This window comes from Arthrobacter sp. Ld5 (assembly GCF_051172775.1).
GTDB lineage: Bacteria > Actinomycetota > Actinomycetes > Actinomycetales > Micrococcaceae > Arthrobacter_D.
In genome coordinates this window covers 1-17,753 of sequence record NZ_JBPKBO010000016.1, presented here as the reverse complement: position 1 = coordinate 17,753, position 17,753 = coordinate 1, and the positions used below count along the sequence as shown (strand labels likewise).

The 17,753-nt window shown below is 68.4% G+C and carries 16 protein-coding genes; 3 read left to right on the top strand and 13 right to left on the bottom strand.

Annotation, left to right across the window (positions count from 1 at the left end; translation table 11 throughout):
* Positions 1–83: 83 nt before the first annotated feature.
* The 6 genes from ACSGDB_RS06780 to prfB all read right to left on the bottom strand — a co-directional run bounded on the left by ACSGDB_RS06780 (position 84) and on the right by prfB (position 5,469).
* Positions 84–458 (bottom strand): hypothetical protein, encoded by a 375-nt coding sequence (locus tag ACSGDB_RS06780; RefSeq protein WP_434993749.1) that lies wholly within the window; start codon positions 456–458, stop codon positions 84–86.
* Positions 455–928 (bottom strand): SsrA-binding protein SmpB, encoded by a 474-nt coding sequence (gene smpB / locus ACSGDB_RS06775; RefSeq protein WP_434993748.1) that lies wholly within the window; start codon positions 926–928, stop codon positions 455–457. Before smpB ends, ACSGDB_RS06780 begins: the two co-directional genes overlap by 4 nt.
* Positions 929–992: 64 nt before the next feature.
* Positions 993–2,468 carry a peptidoglycan DD-metalloendopeptidase family protein gene (locus ACSGDB_RS06770; RefSeq protein ID WP_434993747.1) on the bottom strand — a complete coding sequence of 492 codons (1,476 nt, stop codon included), beginning with the start codon at positions 2,466–2,468 and terminating at the stop codon, positions 993–995.
* 101 nt (positions 2,469–2,569) lie between these two features.
* A complete protein-coding gene (gene ftsX, locus ACSGDB_RS06765; RefSeq protein WP_434993746.1) occupies positions 2,570–3,484 on the bottom strand; it encodes a permease-like cell division protein FtsX in 915 nt (304 codons plus the stop codon).
* Entirely contained in the window at positions 3,481–4,185 is a 705-nt protein-coding gene (gene ftsE, locus ACSGDB_RS06760) for a cell division ATP-binding protein FtsE (protein ID WP_434993745.1), read from the bottom strand. The genes ftsX and ftsE overlap by 4 nt, the downstream gene beginning before the upstream one ends.
* 168 nt (positions 4,186–4,353) lie before the next feature.
* Complete coding sequence (prfB, locus tag ACSGDB_RS06755) at positions 4,354–5,469, bottom strand: peptide chain release factor 2 (protein WP_434993744.1); 1,116 nt, start codon at positions 5,467–5,469, stop codon at positions 4,354–4,356.
* A 240-nt stretch (positions 5,470–5,709) separates the two neighbouring features.
* Here prfB and ACSGDB_RS06750 point away from each other — a divergent pair, with 240 nt between their 5' ends.
* The gene (locus tag ACSGDB_RS06750) at positions 5,710–7,830 is read left to right on the top strand and encodes an acyltransferase family protein (RefSeq protein WP_434993743.1); all 2,121 of its coding nucleotides are present in this window, start codon (positions 5,710–5,712) and stop codon (positions 7,828–7,830) included.
* A 112-nt stretch (positions 7,831–7,942) separates the two neighbouring features.
* Here the strand turns inward: ACSGDB_RS06750 and ACSGDB_RS06745 are convergent, their stop codons facing one another.
* From ACSGDB_RS06745 to ACSGDB_RS06715, 7 genes are all read right to left on the bottom strand, one after another.
* Positions 7,943–8,413 (bottom strand): pilus assembly protein TadG-related protein, encoded by a 471-nt coding sequence (locus ACSGDB_RS06745; protein WP_434993742.1) that lies wholly within the window; start codon positions 8,411–8,413, stop codon positions 7,943–7,945.
* Positions 8,410–8,796 carry a hypothetical protein gene (locus tag ACSGDB_RS06740; protein ID WP_434993741.1) on the bottom strand — a complete coding sequence of 129 codons (387 nt, stop codon included), beginning with the start codon at positions 8,794–8,796 and terminating at the stop codon, positions 8,410–8,412. Before ACSGDB_RS06740 ends, ACSGDB_RS06745 begins: the two co-directional genes overlap by 4 nt.
* A gap of 100 nt (positions 8,797–8,896) precedes the next feature.
* A complete protein-coding gene (locus tag ACSGDB_RS06735; RefSeq protein WP_434993740.1) occupies positions 8,897–9,301 on the bottom strand; it encodes a TadE/TadG family type IV pilus assembly protein in 405 nt (134 codons plus the stop codon).
* A gap of 15 nt (positions 9,302–9,316) precedes the next feature.
* The gene (locus tag ACSGDB_RS06730) at positions 9,317–9,532 is read right to left on the bottom strand and encodes a hypothetical protein (RefSeq protein ID WP_434993739.1); all 216 of its coding nucleotides are present in this window, start codon (positions 9,530–9,532) and stop codon (positions 9,317–9,319) included.
* A gap of 31 nt (positions 9,533–9,563) precedes the next feature.
* Positions 9,564–10,505 (bottom strand): type II secretion system F family protein, encoded by a 942-nt coding sequence (locus tag ACSGDB_RS06725; RefSeq protein WP_434993738.1) that lies wholly within the window; start codon positions 10,503–10,505, stop codon positions 9,564–9,566.
* Positions 10,502–11,359, bottom strand: coding sequence for a type II secretion system F family protein (locus ACSGDB_RS06720; protein WP_434993737.1), 858 nt, complete (start codon positions 11,357–11,359; stop codon positions 10,502–10,504). Before ACSGDB_RS06720 ends, ACSGDB_RS06725 begins: the two co-directional genes overlap by 4 nt.
* On the bottom strand, positions 11,356–12,582 hold the full coding sequence (locus ACSGDB_RS06715; RefSeq protein WP_434993736.1) for a CpaF family protein: 1,227 nt from the start codon (positions 12,580–12,582) through the stop codon (positions 11,356–11,358). The genes ACSGDB_RS06720 and ACSGDB_RS06715 overlap by 4 nt, the downstream gene beginning before the upstream one ends.
* A gap of 409 nt (positions 12,583–12,991) precedes the next feature.
* On the opposite strand from ACSGDB_RS06715, the gene ACSGDB_RS06710 reads away from it, so the two are divergent.
* Both ACSGDB_RS06710 and ACSGDB_RS06705 read left to right on the top strand, forming a co-directional pair.
* The gene (locus ACSGDB_RS06710) at positions 12,992–15,490 is read left to right on the top strand and encodes a hypothetical protein (RefSeq protein WP_434993734.1); all 2,499 of its coding nucleotides are present in this window, start codon (positions 12,992–12,994) and stop codon (positions 15,488–15,490) included.
* A gap of 90 nt (positions 15,491–15,580) precedes the next feature.
* Positions 15,581–17,746, top strand: a complete 2,166-nt coding sequence (locus ACSGDB_RS06705) for a GH25 family lysozyme (protein ID WP_434993733.1) — start codon at positions 15,581–15,583, stop codon at positions 17,744–17,746.
* Positions 17,747–17,753: the final 7 nt, after the last annotated feature.

Genomic DNA, 17,753 nt, shown 5'->3' with positions numbered 1-17,753 from the left:
GGCCCACCGGCCGTCCAGTTCCTCCATGCTACCCCACCCGCGGAACCCGCCGGCGGGGCTTCGCCACCGGTGAACGGGGCGGGTCACTGCCCCAGCGGAATGCCCAGGATGACGACCGGCGACTGCCAGAGGCGCACGACCACGAAGGCCAGGGTGACGAAGGCGATGCCGAGGGCCGCCAGGGCGGTGGTCGCGGCCTGCTTGCGGCGGAACCCCCACCAGAAGATCGCCGCGTTCAGGGCCAGCAGCACGGGCGAGATCCAGACGAGGACCTGCGCGAAGAAGACGTAGACGAGGAAGACGAACGGGATCAGGGAGAGGATCCCGACGGGCACCACGATCAGCAGCAGGACCAGGTCCACCAGGGCGCCAAGCGTCACCCACCAGGGCCGCTTGAACCTCAGCTCCGACGGCTCGGGATCCTCGTCCTCCTGGGTCTCCCAGAAGACGTCGCTCATGCGCCGAGGTTCTTCTCACGCATGGCGCGCAGCGCTTCGCGGTTGTCCTGCTTCTCGCGCAGGGTCTGCCGCTTGTCGTAGTCGCGCTTACCCCGGGCGACGGCGATCTCGACCTTCGCCCGGCCGTTGAGGAAGTAGAGCTGCAGCGGGACGAGGGTGAAGCCGGACTCGCGGATCTTCTGCGAGATCTTGGTGAGCTCCTCGCGGTGCAGGAGCAGCTTCCTCCGGCGGCGGGCGGCGTGGTTGGTCCAGCTGCCCTGCGAGTACTCGGAGATGTGGATGCCTTCGAGCCAGAGCTCGTCGTTGTAGAAGACCGCGTAGCCGTCGACGAGGGAGGCGCGTCCGGCGCGCAGCGACTTCACCTCGGTGCCCATCAGGGCGATCCCCGCCTCGTAGGTGTCGAGCACGGCGTAGTCGTGGAAGGCCTTCCGATTGGTGGCCACCACTTTCCGGCCACTTTCCTTCGGCACGGCGTTACTCCTTCTCGCGACACTGCTGCGGACGGCGGCCCGCGGGTGGGCAGTGCCTTCCATCCTACGACCCGAGCAGGCCGAGCGGGTCCACGAGCGTGCCGTTCAGCATCGTCTCGAAGTGGAGGTGGCAGCCGTCGGAGTTCCCCGTGCGGCCCGTGTACCCGATCAGCTGCCCGGCACTGACGCGCTGCCCCACCGAGACCACGTAGTTCGTGAGGTGGTAGTAGTTGGTCGCGAGCGCGTTGCCGCCGACCACGCCGTGGTTGAGGACGATCCGGTTGCCGGCGCCGGGCAGGACGCCCGAGTCCGCGTACCAGACCTCGCCGGCGGCCGGCGCGTACAGGGGCGTGCCGCAGCCCACGGCGTAGTCGATCCCGGTGTGCACGTAGCCACCCGTGCCGTTGAAGTCGATGGTGCCCAACGGCGTCGGGCGGTACCCGAAGCCGGACGAGATCGGTGCGCCGACCGGTGACCTCAGGCCGAACCCGGCGGGGCCGGACGGCGCGGGGGCGGGTGGCTCCGGGATGACGGGCGCCACCGGGGCGACGACCTTCGGCGGCACCGGCGCGGGCGCGGGCTTGTCGGCGGCCGCCGCCTCCGCTGCCCGGCGAGCCGTCTCGGCTGCTGCGGCGGCTTCCGCCTCGGCCCTGCGGCGGGCCTCCTCGGCGGCGGCCGCTGCCTCCGCCTCGGCGCGGAGGCGTTCCTGCTCCGCCTTCTGGCGCGCCTCCTCGGCCTTGCGCGCCTCCTCGATCTGGCGGCGCTGGCGCTCGGCGATGTCGGCGTTGACCTTCTGCTGCGCCTTCTCGACCCCGGCCAGCTTCGCTTCGATGACCGGCTTCTTCTTCTGCAGCTCCGCGGACAGCGCGGAGGTGTCGGCCACGAGCTTGTCCACCTTGGCCTTCTCCCCTGCCGCGGCGTCGCGCGCCGACTGCTCGGCGGCCAGGGCGGCGTCGGCTTCCTCCTTGAGCGTCGCGATCTCGGCCTCGACGGCGACGAGGCGTGCCTGGCTGTTCTCGTTCGTCGCATTCTGCTCGGACAACCGTGCCATCGCGGCATTCTGGCTGCGCAGGGCCTGGTCCACCATGTCCATGGAGCGGGTGAAGTCCTCGACGCCGTCGGCGCCCAGCAGCAGCGACACGTTGGTGGGCACGCCGCCGTTCTTGTAGGCCTCGGTGGCGATCCGGCCGATCACCTCGCGGGTCTCGTCCATCTCCTCCCGGTCGGCGCGGAGTTCCTCGGTGATCTTCGTCTTCGTCTCCTGCGCCAGGTCGACGCGCACCGCGAGGGCTCCGACGTCGTCCGCCGCCGTCTCGACCCGGCCCTGGGCATCGGCCAGGGACTGCTGCGCCGCGGGCAGCTGGTCCTGGTAGGTCCTGAGCGCGCCGATGGTCTCCGCGATGTCCCCGTCGAGGTATTCCATGGACTGCTGGACCTCGGCGACCTCCTTCTCGAGGGCGCTCTTGCGGTCGTCGAGCTCGTCCGCCACGACCGGGGTACCGGAGCCGAAGGCGAGGGCGGCGGCGAGCGCGATCGACACCCCCGCCGTTCCACGGACTGCGACGGTCCGCTTGTCCCCGCGCGCCCGCCACGACGATCCCGGCGAGCATGTGTGTCCCCTGGCACTGAGCATCATCGCTGTCAGACCTTCACGTATCGTCGAAGAGTGAGCAGGGACGAGATCCCTGCCAGGAGGGCGCCGAGCAGGATGAGCGCCGGGACCAGGAGCAGGACCTGCTGCGAGGAGATGAACGCCGTCTGCGGGAACGTGTTCACGAGCCAGCCGTCGATCAGGAAGCGGGAGGCCGCCCACAGCGTCGCGGACGCGAGGGCCGCCCCGATCACGGCGGCGATCACGCCCTCGAGGATGAACGGCAGCTGGATGACGGCCTTGGACGCGCCGACCAGGCGCATGATGCCGGTCTCCCGGCGTCGGCTGAACGCCGAGAGCCGGATGGTCGTGGCGATCAGCAGGACGGCGCAGAACGTCATGACCCCGGCGATCCCGAGCGCGACGACGGACGCCCAGTTCATGTAGCGGAAGATCGCCTCGAGGAAGTCCCGCTGGTCGCTGACCGCGTCCACGCCGGGCTCCGAGGAGAACGCCTCACTGATGACCTCGTACTTCTCGGCGTCGACGAGGCCGACGCGGAAGGATTCGGGCAGCTGATCGGCCGTCACGGAGTCGACGATCGGCGAGTTGGCGAACTGGTCGCGGAAGTGGACGAGCGCCTCCTCCTGGGTCTCGTGCGTGACGGTGTCGACGTACGGGGCGAACTGCCGGGATTCGAGCTTCGCCTCGATGGCCTCGCGCTGGTCCTCCGTCACCGGCCCTGCCGCGCAGCTCGCCTCCGACGAGTTGTCCACGCAGAGGTAGACGGTCACCTGGACGCGGTCGTACCAGTAGCCCTTCATCTGGTTGATCTGCAGCTGGAACAGGCCGGCCGCGCCCACGAAGGTCAGCGAGATGAAGGTCACCAGGATCACCGAGGTGACCATGGACAGGTTGCGGCGGATGCCCGAGCCGATCTCGGACAGGATGAAGGCGACCCTCATCCGGCGAGTACTTCGGACCGGCCCACGTAGATGCCCTGGGCGTCGTCGCGCACCACGGACCCGCCGCGGAGCTCCACGACGCGCTTGCGCATCGTGTTCACGATGTCGTCGTCGTGCGTGGCCATGACCACCGTGGTGCCGTTCTGGTTGATGGTGTCCAGGATCTTCATGATGCCCATGGAGGTGGTCGGGTCGAGGTTCCCGGTGGGCTCGTCGGCCAGCAGGATGCCGGGGCGGTTGACGATCGCACGGGCGATCGCGACGCGCTGCTGCTCGCCGCCGGACAGCTCGTGCGGCATGCGGTTGTCCTTGCCCTCGAGGCCCACCGTGGCGAGGACGTCCGGCACGGTCTCGCGGATGACGGCCCGGCTCCTGCCGATGACCTGCATGGCGAAGGCGACGTTCGCGAAGACCGTCTTGTTGGGGAGGAGGCGGAAGTCCTGGAAGACCACGCCGATGCCCCGGCGCAGGCGGGGCACGCGCCAGCTGGGGATGTTCGCGACGTTCTGGCCGGCCACGTAGACCGCGCCCCGCGAGGCCCGGTCCTCCTTGAGGACCAGGCGGATGAAGGTCGACTTGCCGGACCCGGAAGCGCCCACGAGGAAGACGAACTCGCCGCGGTCGATGTCCAGGGAGACGGCATCGAGGGCGGGCTGCGACGTGTGGTCGTAGGTCTTCGTGACGTCGTCGAATCGAATCATGATCACTCTGCGCCCGTGGATCGCCGGGGCACGGGCATTGGTTCGGGGACGGGACGCCGGCTACTCGACTATAACGATTCGCCCGCAATCGCCCACTACATCCGCGGTGTGTCGCAGGCAAGTATTTCCGCGGTAAACAGGTAGTTTGCGCCCGAAGACGCGTACCTTTTAGCCGGCCTCGTTGCGGTTGTTCGTGCGCCACCGGATGCCGGCGTCGATGAAGTCGTCGATCTCCCCGTCGAACACCGACGACGTGTTGCCGACCTCGTGGTTGGTGCGCAGATCCTTGACCATCTGGTAGGGGTTGAGCACGTAGGAGCGCATCTGGTCGCCCCAGGACGCCTTGACGTCGCCCGCGAACGCCTTCTTCTCGGCGTCCTCCTGCTCCTTCTTGAGCAGCAGCAGCCGCGACTGGAGGACCCGCATGGCGGCGGCGCGGTTCTGGATCTGCGACTTCTCGTTCTGCATGGAGACGACGAGCCCCGTGGGCAGGTGCGTCAGGCGCACCGCGGAGTCCGTGGTGTTGACGGACTGTCCTCCGGGCCCGGAGGACCGGAAGACGTCGACGCGGATCTCGTTGTCGGGCACCTCGATGACGTCCGTCTGTTCGATCAGCGGGATGACCTCGACCGCGGCGAAGGAGGTCTGGCGCCGGCCCTGGTTGTCGAAGGGGCTGATGCGGACGAGGCGGTGCGTCCCGGCCTCCACGGACAGCGTGCCGAAAGCGTACGGCGCCTTGACCTCGAACGTCGCGGACTTCAGGCCCGCCTCCTCCGCGTAGGAGGTGTCGAGGACCTGCGTCGGGTAGCCGTGGCGCTCGGCCCAGCGCAGGTACATGCGCAGGAGCATCTCGGCGAAGTCGGCGGCGTCCACGCCTCCGGCGCCCGAGCGGATGGTCACGACGGCCTCGCGTTCGTCCCACTCGCCGGCCAGCAGCGTGACGATCTCGAGGTCATCGAGGGACCTCCCGAGGGAGACGAGCTCCCGCTCGGCCTCGGCGAGGGAGTCCTCGTCGCCCTCGTCCTGGGCGAGCCCGACGAGGACCTCGAGGTCGTCGATGCGGCTCTCGAGCGTTTCGAGGCGCTCGAGGGCCGACTGGCGGTGGGACAGCTTCGAGGTCACCTTCTGCCCTGCCGCGGGGTCGTCCCAGAGGTCCGGGGCTCCCGCTTCCTCGCTCAGCTCCTCGATGTCCTTGCGAATCCCCTCGACGTCGGAGACCTGCTCGATCGACTGGTACTTGGCGCGCAGGGCGCGGATCTCTGCGGGAAAATCAGTGGTTGCCATGGTCCGTCCAGCCTACGTCATGGGGCTCTGCCGCCGGTCTACCGGACGAGTTCGGCGCGGGCGTCCGCCTCCGCGACGATTACCTTGATCGGCGTCCTCGATGACCGCGAACGAGCCGGATCCGACCTGCCCCACTGCCACGCCGCGGTTGACCCCTTGGTCCGACGGCAGCGGAGCCGCTGAGCTGGGCCGGAGCGCAGTGAGGCATAATCGGTGCAGGTTCCAACGTTCAGGGGAAGCATGTCCTTTCAAACCACCACTCCCGCGCGCCCTGATGCGGTTTCCGCGCCGCATCGTCGGCGCGCGGACATCCAGGGGCTGCGAGCAATCGCGGTAGGGCTCGTCCTCATCTATCACGCAGGAGCGCCCTTCTTGCCCGGCGGCTTCGTCGGTGTCGACATATTCTTCGTGATTTCCGGGTTCCTCATCACGGGCATCCTCCTCCGCGAAGCACGACAGAGCAGCAGGATATCTCTGCTGTCCTTCTATGCCCGCCGAGCGAAACGGATCCTTCCTGCAGCGCTGATAGTCCTCGCCGTGACGACGTTGCTGACGATCACGATCCTGCCGAGGTCACGGTGGGACGATTTCGGGATTCAACTCCTGGGCTCCGTTTTCAGCGTCGTGAATTGGGTCTTCGCCGGCACGGCAACGGACTACTTGCGCAGCAGCGACGCACCCAGTCCGCTGCAGCACTATTGGACTCTTTCTGTCGAGGAGCAGTTCTACCTGGTCTGGCCGCTGCTGCTCGTCGTCGCCATCGTTCTGGCCCGTAAGCGCAGGAGTCACCGTAGGCAATTCGTCAGCGAGGGCCGCCTGCAGAAATACGCGCTGGCAGCCGCGCTCCTCATCACCATCCCGTCACTGGCCTATTCCGTCTTCTATACGACGGCGAACCCCGGAGCGGCATACTTCGTCACGACCACGCGCATGTGGGAACTCGGCATCGGCTGCCTTCTGGCAGTAACCGCGACAACATTGCCTCGCATGGGCCCTCTGGCCTCGAACCTCATCGGTGTAGGCGGCATCGCAGCGATGCTCGCTGCGGCCGTTTTCTTTTCCGCGGGCACACAGTTCCCTGGATACGCCGCCCTGCTGCCCACTCTCGGTGCTGCGGCGGTAATCGTCGGCGGCATGCACCACGACACTGCTGCCTCGCGGATATTGTCGCTCAAACCGATGCAGTTCATCGGTGACATCTCTTACTCGCTGTACCTCTGGCACTGGCCGCTGATAGTCATCGGCACCTTCCTCCTGGGCGGGCTGGCGCTCCATGAAGGTATTGCCATCGTCCTGCTCTCCCTCATTCCCGCCTACCTGAGCTTCCGGTTCGTCGAGACACCAGCGCTGAGGACTCCGCGCCTCGCGGGGAATCTCCGAACGCTCGGACTGGGGGCACTGGCAATGTGCATGGTCGGTTCGGCGGCCATCGCAGTCATGGTGGTTGCACGCCCACCCGTCGACACCACCGCCTATGCTTCGGGGCTTTCTGCTGAAGGAGATCAAGCCTCGACCCCACCTGCCGGTGCGGAGTTGCTCGCGATCGACCCCGCTGTAGGCATGCCTGTCGACCAGACCACGTTCAGGCCAGACGCCCTGGCAGCGCCGAAGGACAATCCGGCGTTGTACGAGGACGGTTGCCACCTGGGTGTGGAGGAAACCACCCCCAGATCATGCGCTTACGGTGACGAAGACGCGCAGTACACCGTCGCTCTCGTGGGAGATTCTCACGCCGCGCACTGGGCTCCTGCGCTTACACAGCTTGCGACCGAAAAGGGTTTCCGGCTCGAAACAGACACCAAGTCGTCATGTCCGTTGGTGGATAGCCCACTGAACCTTACGGACGGGTCGCAATATGAGGAGTGCGCAGCGTGGAACTCCAACGTCACAGAGCAGCTACTCGATGAGAGACCCGATCTAGTGGTCGTGTCGACGGCGGAATACGATCCTGCCGATGGAAGCTCCCTTTCGGACGGTCTTACTCGCGCGTGGGAACCCATCCTCGCAGCAGGAATCCCGCTCGTGGCGATAGCCGACATCCCGATTCCGGGAATCAACGTTCCTGAATGTGTCGAAATCAATCCAACTCAAATGACGAACTGCGCGGTCCCCCGCGAGGAAGCTCTGAACAATGCACGGCAGGACCAAGAGCGGGCCGTTCAAGCGACTGGTGCATCCTGGATCGACCTGACGGACATGATCTGTCCGACGGAACAGTGCGCTCCGGTCATCGGGAACGTCCTGGTGTTCCGTGACAAGAGCCATCTCACTGCGACCTACTCGATGTCGCTTGCTTCAGCGTTGGGAGCACAACTCGCGACGCTGGGTGTTCCACCCACTGCAGTCGCGGACGACAAGTAGCCGAGTTCGACGACGAAAGCGCCGCTTGCACTGCACATTGGGGACGTCGTGCAATCGCGGTTGCGTTCGGCAGCGAAGCCATTCGAAGGAATATCTGGGCGCTGCCGCCGGTCTACCGGACGAGTTCGGCGCGGGCGTCCGCCTGCGCGACGATCGGGATGCCGGCGGGCACGAGGAAGTTCACGATCGGTGGGCGGACGACGGCGGTGAGGACCACCCGGGCGGTCCGTCCATCCTCCGCGCCGGTCGACGGGTCGACGGACAGCTGCTCGAACCGGGCCCCTGCCCCGGTCGCGGCGAGGTATCCCGCCGCCGATTCCTCCACTCCTGAATCTTGCAGGGCCGGAAGCGGCGTCGTCGCGCCTCCTCCTCCCCCACCGACATCGATGCTGTAGTTGTCGGCGGCCGCCAGCGCCGCGCCGTCCGCCGCGGACAGGAGCTTCTTGTGTTCGATGTAGACGGCCGACACCGCGAGGACGACGGTGACGACGAAGAGGCAGACGAGCAGGTAGCCGATGACCAGGACGCCGATCTGCCCGTCCTCGCCGCGCGCTGCGTTCGCCCTGACGGCGGGCGGGGTCATCCGAAGCGCTCGACGATCTGCGTCGACGTCGCGTCCACGGTGGCCGCCGAGGGATGGGTCCCCGCGATGGCCGGGACCAGAGGGAGGGGGACCTCGAGGCGGACGACGACCGTCACGGTCGTCCCCGGCGTGAGGCACTCCCCGCTGCAGGCGATGTCCACCACGGCCTGCTCCGGGCCGAACCCGAAGTCGGCCAGCGCGATGCGCGCCGCCTCCCGCGCCCTCGCGTCGGCCTCCTGCGGGGTGGTCGCGTCCGCGTAGACCTTCGCCGCCTGGTCGGCGGCACCGACGACGGCGAACGAGCCACCCTGGAGCTGCCCGACCGTGAGGACGAGGTAGACGACCGGTACGAGGAGCAGCACCCCCAGGAAGACGAACTCCACGACGGCACTCCCCCGTTCCGACCCGGGGCGGCGGAGTCGAGGGCCCCGGTGACAACCGGTTCCCGCGCCCGCGCGGAGGGCCGATCGGTCGGGCGCCGCCTCAGGACGGGAGCGCCGCATGGCCCCGCACCTCCAGGATCCCTGCCGGTCCGATGAGTCCGATGACGGGCAGCGGGGCCCGGACGACCACCTCGAGTGTCCTGACGCCGCCGACCGTGCTCTCACCGACCGAGACGTCGGACCCGTAGGAGTCGGCGAGTGAACCGCGGATCAGGTCCTCCGCGCGTCCCACGGCGTCCTGCGGGGAGCGGTCCGCGAGCGTGCCGTACCGCGCTCCCGAGGCGGCGGCGTCGATGAGGGTGTTCCGCACGTGCAGGACGAGCGTCAGCTGGAGGATCGCGACGAAGACGACCGTCAGCAGGCCTCCGACGAGGGCGAAGTCGACGACGGCAGCACCGCGCTCCCGGTCCTCGCAGCGCGAGCGACCGGGGCGGGGGTGGCGCATCGCGACGACCATTACCTACGGCGAGACCTGGTCGATCGCCTGGTTGAACAGGCCCTCCAGGGCGGGACCCGCGATCGCCAGCAGCGCGGCGACGAGGACCGCCGACATCAGCGTGATCATGACCCAGCCCGGCACGTCACCGCGCTCCCGGTCCCCGGATCTGGCCAGGAGGACCGACAGGGCGCTCAGGAGGAGGTGGGCGAGGCGCGAGGTGCTGGTCATGATCTTCATGGCGTTTCCCTTCCGTGGCGGGGTTGCAGTGTCAGAGGCCGAGATTGATCAGGGCGATGCCCGGGTAGACGGCGAAGAGGACGGTCAGCGGAAGGACACCGAAGACCAGCGGGACCATCATGGCGATCTCCTTCTTGCCGGCGGATTCCATCAGTTCGCGCTTCGCCAGGTCGCGGACGTCCTGGGCCTGGGCGCGGAGGACGTCCGCGAGCGGTGTGCCGCGCTGGACCGCGACCGTGATGCCGTCGACGAACCGCGCGAGCGGGGCGAGGCGGGTGCGGTGCGAGAAGTCTTGCAGGGCCTCCACGAGCGGCTTGCCCGCGCGCGTCGCGGCGAGCACGAGGGCGAACTCGCCGGCCAGCTCGCCCGTCGCCGTCCTGCAGATGCGCTCGAGCGCGCCCGTCGTGCTCTCCCCCGCGGAGACGGCCAGGGCCATGAGCTCCGCGAGGCTGGGGAACTCGGCGAGCATGCGCGCCTCGCGTCTCCTGATATCGGACGAGAGGAGGTAGTCGCGGCCCACGAACCCCATTACGGCGCAGCCGAGGACGATCACCACGGCGAGCGGCACGTTGATCGATCCCGCGGCCGCCAGGAGCACCATGACCAGCGTCGACGCGGCGAGTCCCCCTGCGGCCCAGAGCAGCTGCTGGGCCCGGAAATCGGCGGGCGTCTGCTCCCGTCCCGCCTGGGCGAGCCTGCGCGCGAGGGTCGCCGTTGCCGGGTTGAAGCGGTGCGACCACGCGACCGCGTCGGCGAGCAGCGGACGTAGGATGCGCTCGAGCGGCCCGAAGGGTGTGACATTGCCGGGCGGGTCCATGAGCAACCGGGACCGCAGGTCCACGGCGCGCAGCTGGGGCGCGATGCGCTCCGTCAGGGTCGTGGCACGCATGACCGGGAGGCGGACGAAGACCAGCCACAGACCCGCACCGAGCAGGAGCCCGCACAGCATCGCCAGTGCGACCGCCGGCGTCATCGGAGCACCCGCTCGTCCTCGGGCAGCGCCCCGATCCGGAGCATGACGCGGTAGCAGACGACGGAGACGATGAGCCCGCCCAGCAGCACGACCGCTCCGCCTGCCGTGTTGTACGCGCGCACGGCTTCTGGGCGCGTCGACAGCAGCATGAGGACGAACCAGGGTGCCGCCACGGCCAGGCGGGCGGCGTTGATCGTCCAGGACTGCCGGGCCTCCAGTTCGCTGCGGGTGCGGGCGGCGTCCCGCAGGAACTCGGACAGTGTGCCCAGCAACCGGCCGAGGTCCGATCCGCCCACTTCCCGGGTCATGCGGAGCGCCTCGACGATGCGGTCCGCGACCGGGTCCGCCATCCGCTCCTTGAGCCGGTTGAGCGCGTCGTCGAACCGTCCGCCCGCGCGGTAGTCGGAGCCGAAGGCGCGGAAGGCCGGACGCAGTTCGAGCGGCCCCTTCTCGCCCAGTTGGATGAGTGCCTCGGGCAGCGACAGGCCCGCCCGGATGGCCGAGCGGAGGTGGTCCACGACGTCGGGCCACAGCTCGCGCAGAGAAGCGCTGCGCCTCGCCGCGCGCCATCGGACGATCGAGAAGGGCAGGAATCCACCGAACAGCGCGAAACACAGCGCGATCGGCCCCGACCGGGTCAGGACGAACACGATGAGGAGTACGAGGAGTCCCGTGGCGGCGCAGGTGGCGAGCAGTCCGCGGACCGACACCCGCTCGACCCCGGCCCGCAGGAGGAGATCGTCGAGGGGCCGCCGCCGCGTGGGCGCCCTGCGTTCCCTCGGGGGCCGCTCCCAGCACGACCACCAGATCAGGAACAGGCCGACCCCGACGCCGACACCCGCCGCCGTGGTCATGCGCGCGCCCCCAGGAGCGACGCGACGTCGACACCCGCGGCCGCGAACTTCTCCTCGGCGGGCATTCCGGTGGCCGTGAGCTCGAGGCTCCCGTCAATCCTTCGGAACACCGGGGAGGACTCGATGACGCCGTTCTCCACGCGCCGCCCCAGCGCCATGATCTCCGTGACCCGACGCTGGCCGCCGGGCAGCCGGGCGCAGTGCACCACCAGGTCGATGCAGGACGCGACGGTCGGCACCACGAAGCTGCTGGAGATGTTCTCGCCCGCCAGGAGCGGCAGGGTGCAGATCTTGGTGACGGCGTCGTGCGCGCTGTTGGCATGGACGCTGCACATCCCCGGCAGTCCGCTGTTGAGGGCGATGAGCATGTCCAGGCTCTCGGCCTCGCGCACCTCGCCGACGATCAGCCGGTCCGGCCGCATCCGCAGGGCCTCCTTCACGAGGCGCCGCAGCGGGATCTCCCCGTGCCCTTCGAGGTTGGGCTGGCGGCACTGCAGGCCGACGACGTCGCGCAGCGGCAGTTGCAGCTCGAAGATCTCCTCGACGGTGATGACCCGCTCCCGCGGGCCGATCGAGGCTCCCAGGCAGTTGAGCATCGTCGTCTTGCCCGCCTGGGTGGCCCCGGATACCAGGATGTTCAGGCCGGCAGCGACGGCCGCGCCGAGGAACCGTGCAGCGTGCGGGGACAGTGTGCCCAGCTCCACGAGGTGCTCCAGCCTCGAGGCACGCGCGATGAACTTCCGGATGTTCAGGGACCAGTGGGTGCGGGTCACGTCCGGGATCACGACATGCAGCCTGGAACCGTCGGGCAGCGAGGCGTCGACGAAGGGCGAGGACAGGTCCAGTCGCCGCCCGGAGGACTTCAGCATCTTCTCGACGAGGTCGCGTACCTGCTGATCCGTCAGCGACAGGTCCGTGAGCTCGGATTCACCGTTCCGTGCGACATAGACCTCCGAGGGCGCATTGATCCAGACCTCCTCGATGGTCGGATCGTCGAGCAGGGGTTGCAGGGCTCCGAACCCCGCCACAGCGTCGTAGATCTGCTTGCGGGCGGCATCAAGGCGTCCCAGCGGTGGGAGGACCCCGAGGACCGAGCGCTCCTCGTAGTCGGCGACGGCGTCATGCACCAGGAGCTGCACCTCGCCGACCTGGCGGGCGGGGTCGAGTCCGCGCCTGCGGATGAGCTCCCGCACCTCGCCCTCGACAAAGCGAACAGCATCCATTGATGTCCCCCATATGTCCGCCCGCGACGTCGATATGGCGTTCGGGCCCGGAATTGCTTCCGCGACCTCACCCTACTGAACGGAAGCGCGCCCGAACAGGGCGCGCGGCATATGTGCACAGGCAAAGGACGGGACGGAAATCACAGCGTTCGGCACTGCGCAAGACCGACACGCCGCGTCGGACTCGGACAAAAGCGCAGGTTTTGCCTAAGATTCCTCCTTCACTTCCGAAACGTTAGTCACGCCCGTAACAGAACTGTAGTCTGCACGGGAATTCACTCAGCTGGCTGACGCCCGGACTCTGCTGGAGAAACCCTTGACCCTGACCGCCCCCGCCCGGCTCTTGTGCGCCGCCCTGTTGTCCGTCGGACTTCTCGGCAGCGCGGTTCCCGCAGTAGCAACCGATGCTGTGACCGCTCCGTCGCCCGCCGCGACTCCCGCTCCCACCGTCTCGCCGACGGCTCCTCCTGAGCCCTCGGCCACCACGGCTCCGACGGCGGCGCCTGCGCCGACCGCGGCGCCGGCCCCGGTGGCGACCACCGCGCCGAGAGCTCCGGCGCCCACCCAGGACGCGGCTCCGGCCGAACAGCCCGCGGCGCAGGACGAGGTGACGTCCTTCGTCCCGGATCTGGACTGGAATCCCCTCGAGGAGCCCGGTTCGAACGCCCGTTACGGAGAGCACTACGCAGAGCCCGTCACCCCCCTGAAGACCGCCGCGCCGTCGAATCTCGACGGCAGCGCCGGGACCGCAGCGATCGCACCGCGGTCCGGAACCTTCAAGGTCACGCTGGTCGCCGTGCAACTGTCGGGGAAGACAGTTGCCGATACCAATGCGATCAACATGACGGCGGCGCGGAACTCGATCATTGCCAGCAACGCGTACTGGAATTCCGCGTCTGCAGGGCGGCTCTCGATGACGAAGGTCGACGAATACCGGCACGTTTCGAAGGCGAAAATCACCGATTCCTACAACACGATCATGAGGATTGTGACGGAAGAGTTGAACTGGCAATCCAACTCCTACGAAGCCCTGGTGATCTTCGTCCCGCACAAGGACCTCAACTACAACGGATCCTGGGGCATCCTCGGTGGCGGGTTCACTGACAGTGCCACCAGCGGCCGGGTGATCATGCCTTACCCGTCGGCCCTGACGAACAACGTCGTCACGCACGAATTCGGCCACGTCCTGGGACTCCACCACGCGAACTCGCTGGCCTGTAACAACGCCCGCTCCGACGTTCCGCGCTCGGGTGGCTCGTGGGCCGACCCCGCCTGCTACTCCGCCGAATACAGCGACACCTCGGACCTCATGGGCTACGCGCAGACCAGTTCCCCCCAGATCAACTCGTTCCTCTGGGAGTACGGCGGATTCGGGCGAGGGGACGAGATCCTGAACCTCGGCGCCCTTACTTCTCCGCGGACGGTCACCCTCCGGCCCTGGGCCGGAACGGCGTCGAATCGCGCGGTGAAGTTCACGGATCCCACGAGCGGCGAGGTCTATTACGTGGAATACCGCGCGCCCGTCGGCTACGACGTGGCCACAGCCGTCGGGGGCAACCGCGGCGTGAAGATCACGAAGAAGGACATCCTCGGGTGGAGCGGCAATGCGTCGATCGTCCTCACCCCGGACAGCATGCGCTCCGGGTGGGGCAACACGTCCCTCACCTGGCAGGCGGGCCAGACCTTCACGACGCACGCCGGCACCAAGGTGCGCATCGATGCGCTGGACAGCGCAGGCGCGCGTGTCACGGTCACAGGCCCGCAGTCCGCGTCATCCATGGGAGAGTCCGCGATTGCCGCCCTGGCGGCGCGCACGACGAAGCTCGGCGGGGCGACGTCGGGTGTGGTGTGCGGTCTGATCGGCGGCGGCTGCTACCAGAACTACCAGCGCGGATCCATCCACTGGACCGCCACCACCGGAGCCCACGCAACCCTCGGCGCCATCCGCACCACCTGGGCCGGCACCGGCTACGAAAAAGGACGCCTCGGCTACCCCACCGGACCCGAAACCTGCGGCCTGCTCGGCAGCGGCTGCTACCAGAACTTCCAACGCGGAACCATCCACTGGACCACCGCCACCGGAGCCCACGCCACCCTCGGCGCCATCCGCACCGCCTGGGCCGCACACGGCTACGAAAAGGGACGCCTCGGCTACCCCACCGGAGCCGAAACCTGCGGCCTGGTCGGCGGCGGCTGCTACCAGAACTTCCAACGCGGAACCATCCACTGGACCTCCACCACCGGAGCCCACGCAACCCTCGGCGGCATCCGCAACACCTGGGCCGGCACCGGCTACGAGAACGGGCGCCTCGGCTACCCCACCGGCCCGGAAATCTGCGGCATCACCGACGGCGGCTGCTACCAGGACTACCAGCGCGGAGCCATCCACTGGACCACCGCCACCGGAGCCCACGCAACCCTGGGCGCCATCCGCCGCGCCTGGGCCGGCACCGGCTACGAGACCGGGAGCCTGGGCTTCCCGGCCGGGCCCGAAACCTGCACCCTCGTCGGCGGCGGCTGCTACCAGAGCTTCCAGCGCGGAGCCATCCACTGGACCACCGCCACCGGAGCCCACGCCACCACAGGAGCCATCCGCCGCGCCTGGGCCGGCACCGGCTACGAGAACGGACGCCTCGGCTACCCCACCGGACCCCAGACCTGCGGCCTGGTCGACGGCGGCTGCTACCAGAACTACCAGCGCGGCGCCATCCACTGGACCACCGCCACCGGCGCCCACGCAACCCTCGGCGCCATCCGCAGCACCTGGGCCGGCACCGGCTACGAAAGGGGACGCCTCGGCTACCCCACCGGACCCGAGACCTGCGCCAACAACCGCTGCACCCAAACCTTCCAGGGCGGCACCCTCACCTGGACCCCCACCACCGGAACCCGCATCACCTACAAATAACCCCCGATGACAGGAACCGCGTCATCTGCACGTGAAGCGAGGCCACGCACCGCTGGCCGGCTTCGGACGTTTCAACCCACGGAGAAGACAGTGACACCACCGAAATTGCGTCGTCTGGCGACTGCCGGTCTCATCGCCGCCCTGCTGGCCGGACCCATGCAGGCTGCCGCCGCCCAGGAACCGCTCGTGGACCATACCCCTGGACAGGCGGACATCGAGGGCGGGGCAACCGCACAGCAGGACACGAACTCCCTGGACGCTTCGCTGTCCGATGCGGAGAAGACTGCCGATTCCGTGCTCACCGTCGACCAGATGGCCGCGAACCAGCGGGCACTGGCGTCGGAGATCGGACCGGATGGGAGCTCTCTCGGGCAGGGCATCGAACGCCTCGCGACGACGGGTGACCCGCAGGTGGCGCCCGTTGATGCTGACGCGCCGACGGGCACTGCGGCAGTCAGCTACTGGCGCCCCTCAGGTGTTTACGGAGTCGACGTCAGCAGCCACCAGGAGACCGTCGATTGGCGTGCTGCCCGCAACCAGGGGTCACAGTTCGCCTACGTCAAGGCGACCGAAGCGACGGGCTACATCAATCCTTTCTTCTCTCCGCAGTACGGCGGATCGGAAGCAGCCGGGATGCTGCGGGGCGCTTACCACTTCGCCATCCCGAATGTCTCGACGGGTGCGCAGCAGGCAAATTACTTCATCAACAATGGTGGCGGCTGGGTCAACGACGGAAAGACACTGCCCCCGCTGCTCGACGTCGAATACAACCCGTACCCCAGCCTTGGTAACAGCTGCTACAACATGAGCGCGGCACAGATGGTGAGCTGGATCAGGGACTTCTCGAACACGGTGGTCACCCGCACCGGTCGGTTGCCCATGATCTACACCACCACGGACTGGTGGAACACCTGCACCGGGTACTCGACGGCATTCGCCGACCACCCCCTGCACATCGCCAACTACAACAACTCCGGCGCCGGGACGCTGCCCGCAGGGTGGACGGGCTACGAGCTGTGGCAGTACACGAGCATCGGGCCCGTCGTCGGCGACTGGAACCAGTGGCCCTCCACCCTGAGTGCCCTCCAGGCCTTCGCCCGGAACAACACTGCTCCTGCGCCGTCTGCGGGCAGTGCAGCAATCACGACCCTGGCGGGGCGGACGACGAAGCTCGGCGGGGCGACGTCGGGTGTGGTGTGCGGTCTGATCGGCGGCGGCTGCTACCAGAACTACCAGCGCGGATCCATCCACTGGACCGCCACCACCGGAGCCCACGCAACCCTCGGCGCCATCCGCACCACCTGGGCCGGCACCGGCTACGAAAAAGGACGCCTCGGCTACCCCACCGGACCCGAAACCTGCGGCCTGCTCGGCAGCGGCTGCTACCAGAACTTCCAACGCGGAACCATCCACTGGACCACCGCCACCGGAGCCCACGCCACCCTCGGCGCCATCCGCACCGCCTGGGCCGCACACGGCTACGAAAAGGGACGCCTCGGCTACCCCACCGGAGCCGAAACCTGCGGCCTGGTCGGCGGCGGCTGCTACCAGAACTTCCAACGCGGAACCATCCACTGGACCTCCACCACCGGAGCCCACGCAACCCTCGGCGGCATCCGCAACACCTGGGCCGGCACCGGCTACGAGAACGGGCGCCTCGGCTACCCCACCGGCCCGGAAATCTGCGGCATCACCGACGGCGGCTGCTACCAGGACTACCAGCGCGGAGCCATCCACTGGACCACCGCCACCGGAGCCCACGCAACCCTGGGCGCCATCCGCCGCGCCTGGGCCGGCACCGGCTACGAGACCGGGAGCCTGGGCTTCCCGGCCGGGCCCGAAACCTGCACCCTCGTCGGCGGCGGCTGCTACCAGAGCTTCCAGCGCGGAGCCATCCACTGGACCACCGCCACCGGAGCCCACGCCACCACAGGAGCCATCCGCCGCGCCTGGGCCGGCACCGGCTACGAGAACGGACGCCTCGGCTACCCCACCGGACCCCAGACCTGCGGCCTGGTCGACGGCGGCTGCTACCAGAACTACCAGCGCGGCGCCATCCACTGGACCACCGCCACCGGCGCCCACGCAACCCTCGGCGCCATCCGCAGCACCTGGGCCGGCACCGGCTACGAAAGGGGACGCCTCGGCTACCCCACCGGACCCGAGACCTGCGCCAACAACCGCTGCACCCAAACCTTCCAGGGCGGCACCCTCACCTGGACCCCCACCACCGGAACCCGCATCACCTACAAATAACCCCCGC

Excerpts from the sequence above, each read along its gene's own strand:
- ACSGDB_RS06780 (WP_434993749.1), bottom strand. The coding sequence starts at position 458 with ATGAGCGACGTCTTCTGGGAGACCCAGGAGGACGAGGATCCCGAGCCG.
- ftsX (WP_434993746.1), bottom strand. The coding sequence starts at position 3,484 with ATGAGGGTCGCCTTCATCCTGTCCGAGATCGGCTCGGGCATCCGCCGC.
- ftsE (WP_434993745.1), bottom strand. The coding sequence starts at position 4,185 with ATGATTCGATTCGACGACGTCACGAAGACCTACGACCACACGTCGCAG.
- prfB (WP_434993744.1), bottom strand. The coding sequence starts at position 5,469 with ATGGCAACCACTGATTTTCCCGCAGAGATCCGCGCCCTGCGCGCCAAG.
- ACSGDB_RS06750 (WP_434993743.1), top strand. The coding sequence starts at position 5,710 with ATGTCCTTTCAAACCACCACTCCCGCGCGCCCTGATGCGGTTTCCGCG.
- ACSGDB_RS06745 (WP_434993742.1), bottom strand. The coding sequence starts at position 8,413 with ATGACCCCGCCCGCCGTCAGGGCGAACGCAGCGCGCGGCGAGGACGGG.
- ACSGDB_RS06735 (WP_434993740.1), bottom strand. The coding sequence starts at position 9,301 with ATGCGCCACCCCCGCCCCGGTCGCTCGCGCTGCGAGGACCGGGAGCGC.
- ACSGDB_RS06730 (WP_434993739.1), bottom strand. The coding sequence starts at position 9,532 with ATGAAGATCATGACCAGCACCTCGCGCCTCGCCCACCTCCTCCTGAGC.
- ACSGDB_RS06725 (WP_434993738.1), bottom strand. The coding sequence starts at position 10,505 with ATGACGCCGGCGGTCGCACTGGCGATGCTGTGCGGGCTCCTGCTCGGT.
- ACSGDB_RS06720 (WP_434993737.1), bottom strand. The coding sequence starts at position 11,359 with ATGACCACGGCGGCGGGTGTCGGCGTCGGGGTCGGCCTGTTCCTGATC.
- ACSGDB_RS06715 (WP_434993736.1), bottom strand. The coding sequence starts at position 12,582 with ATGGATGCTGTTCGCTTTGTCGAGGGCGAGGTGCGGGAGCTCATCCGC.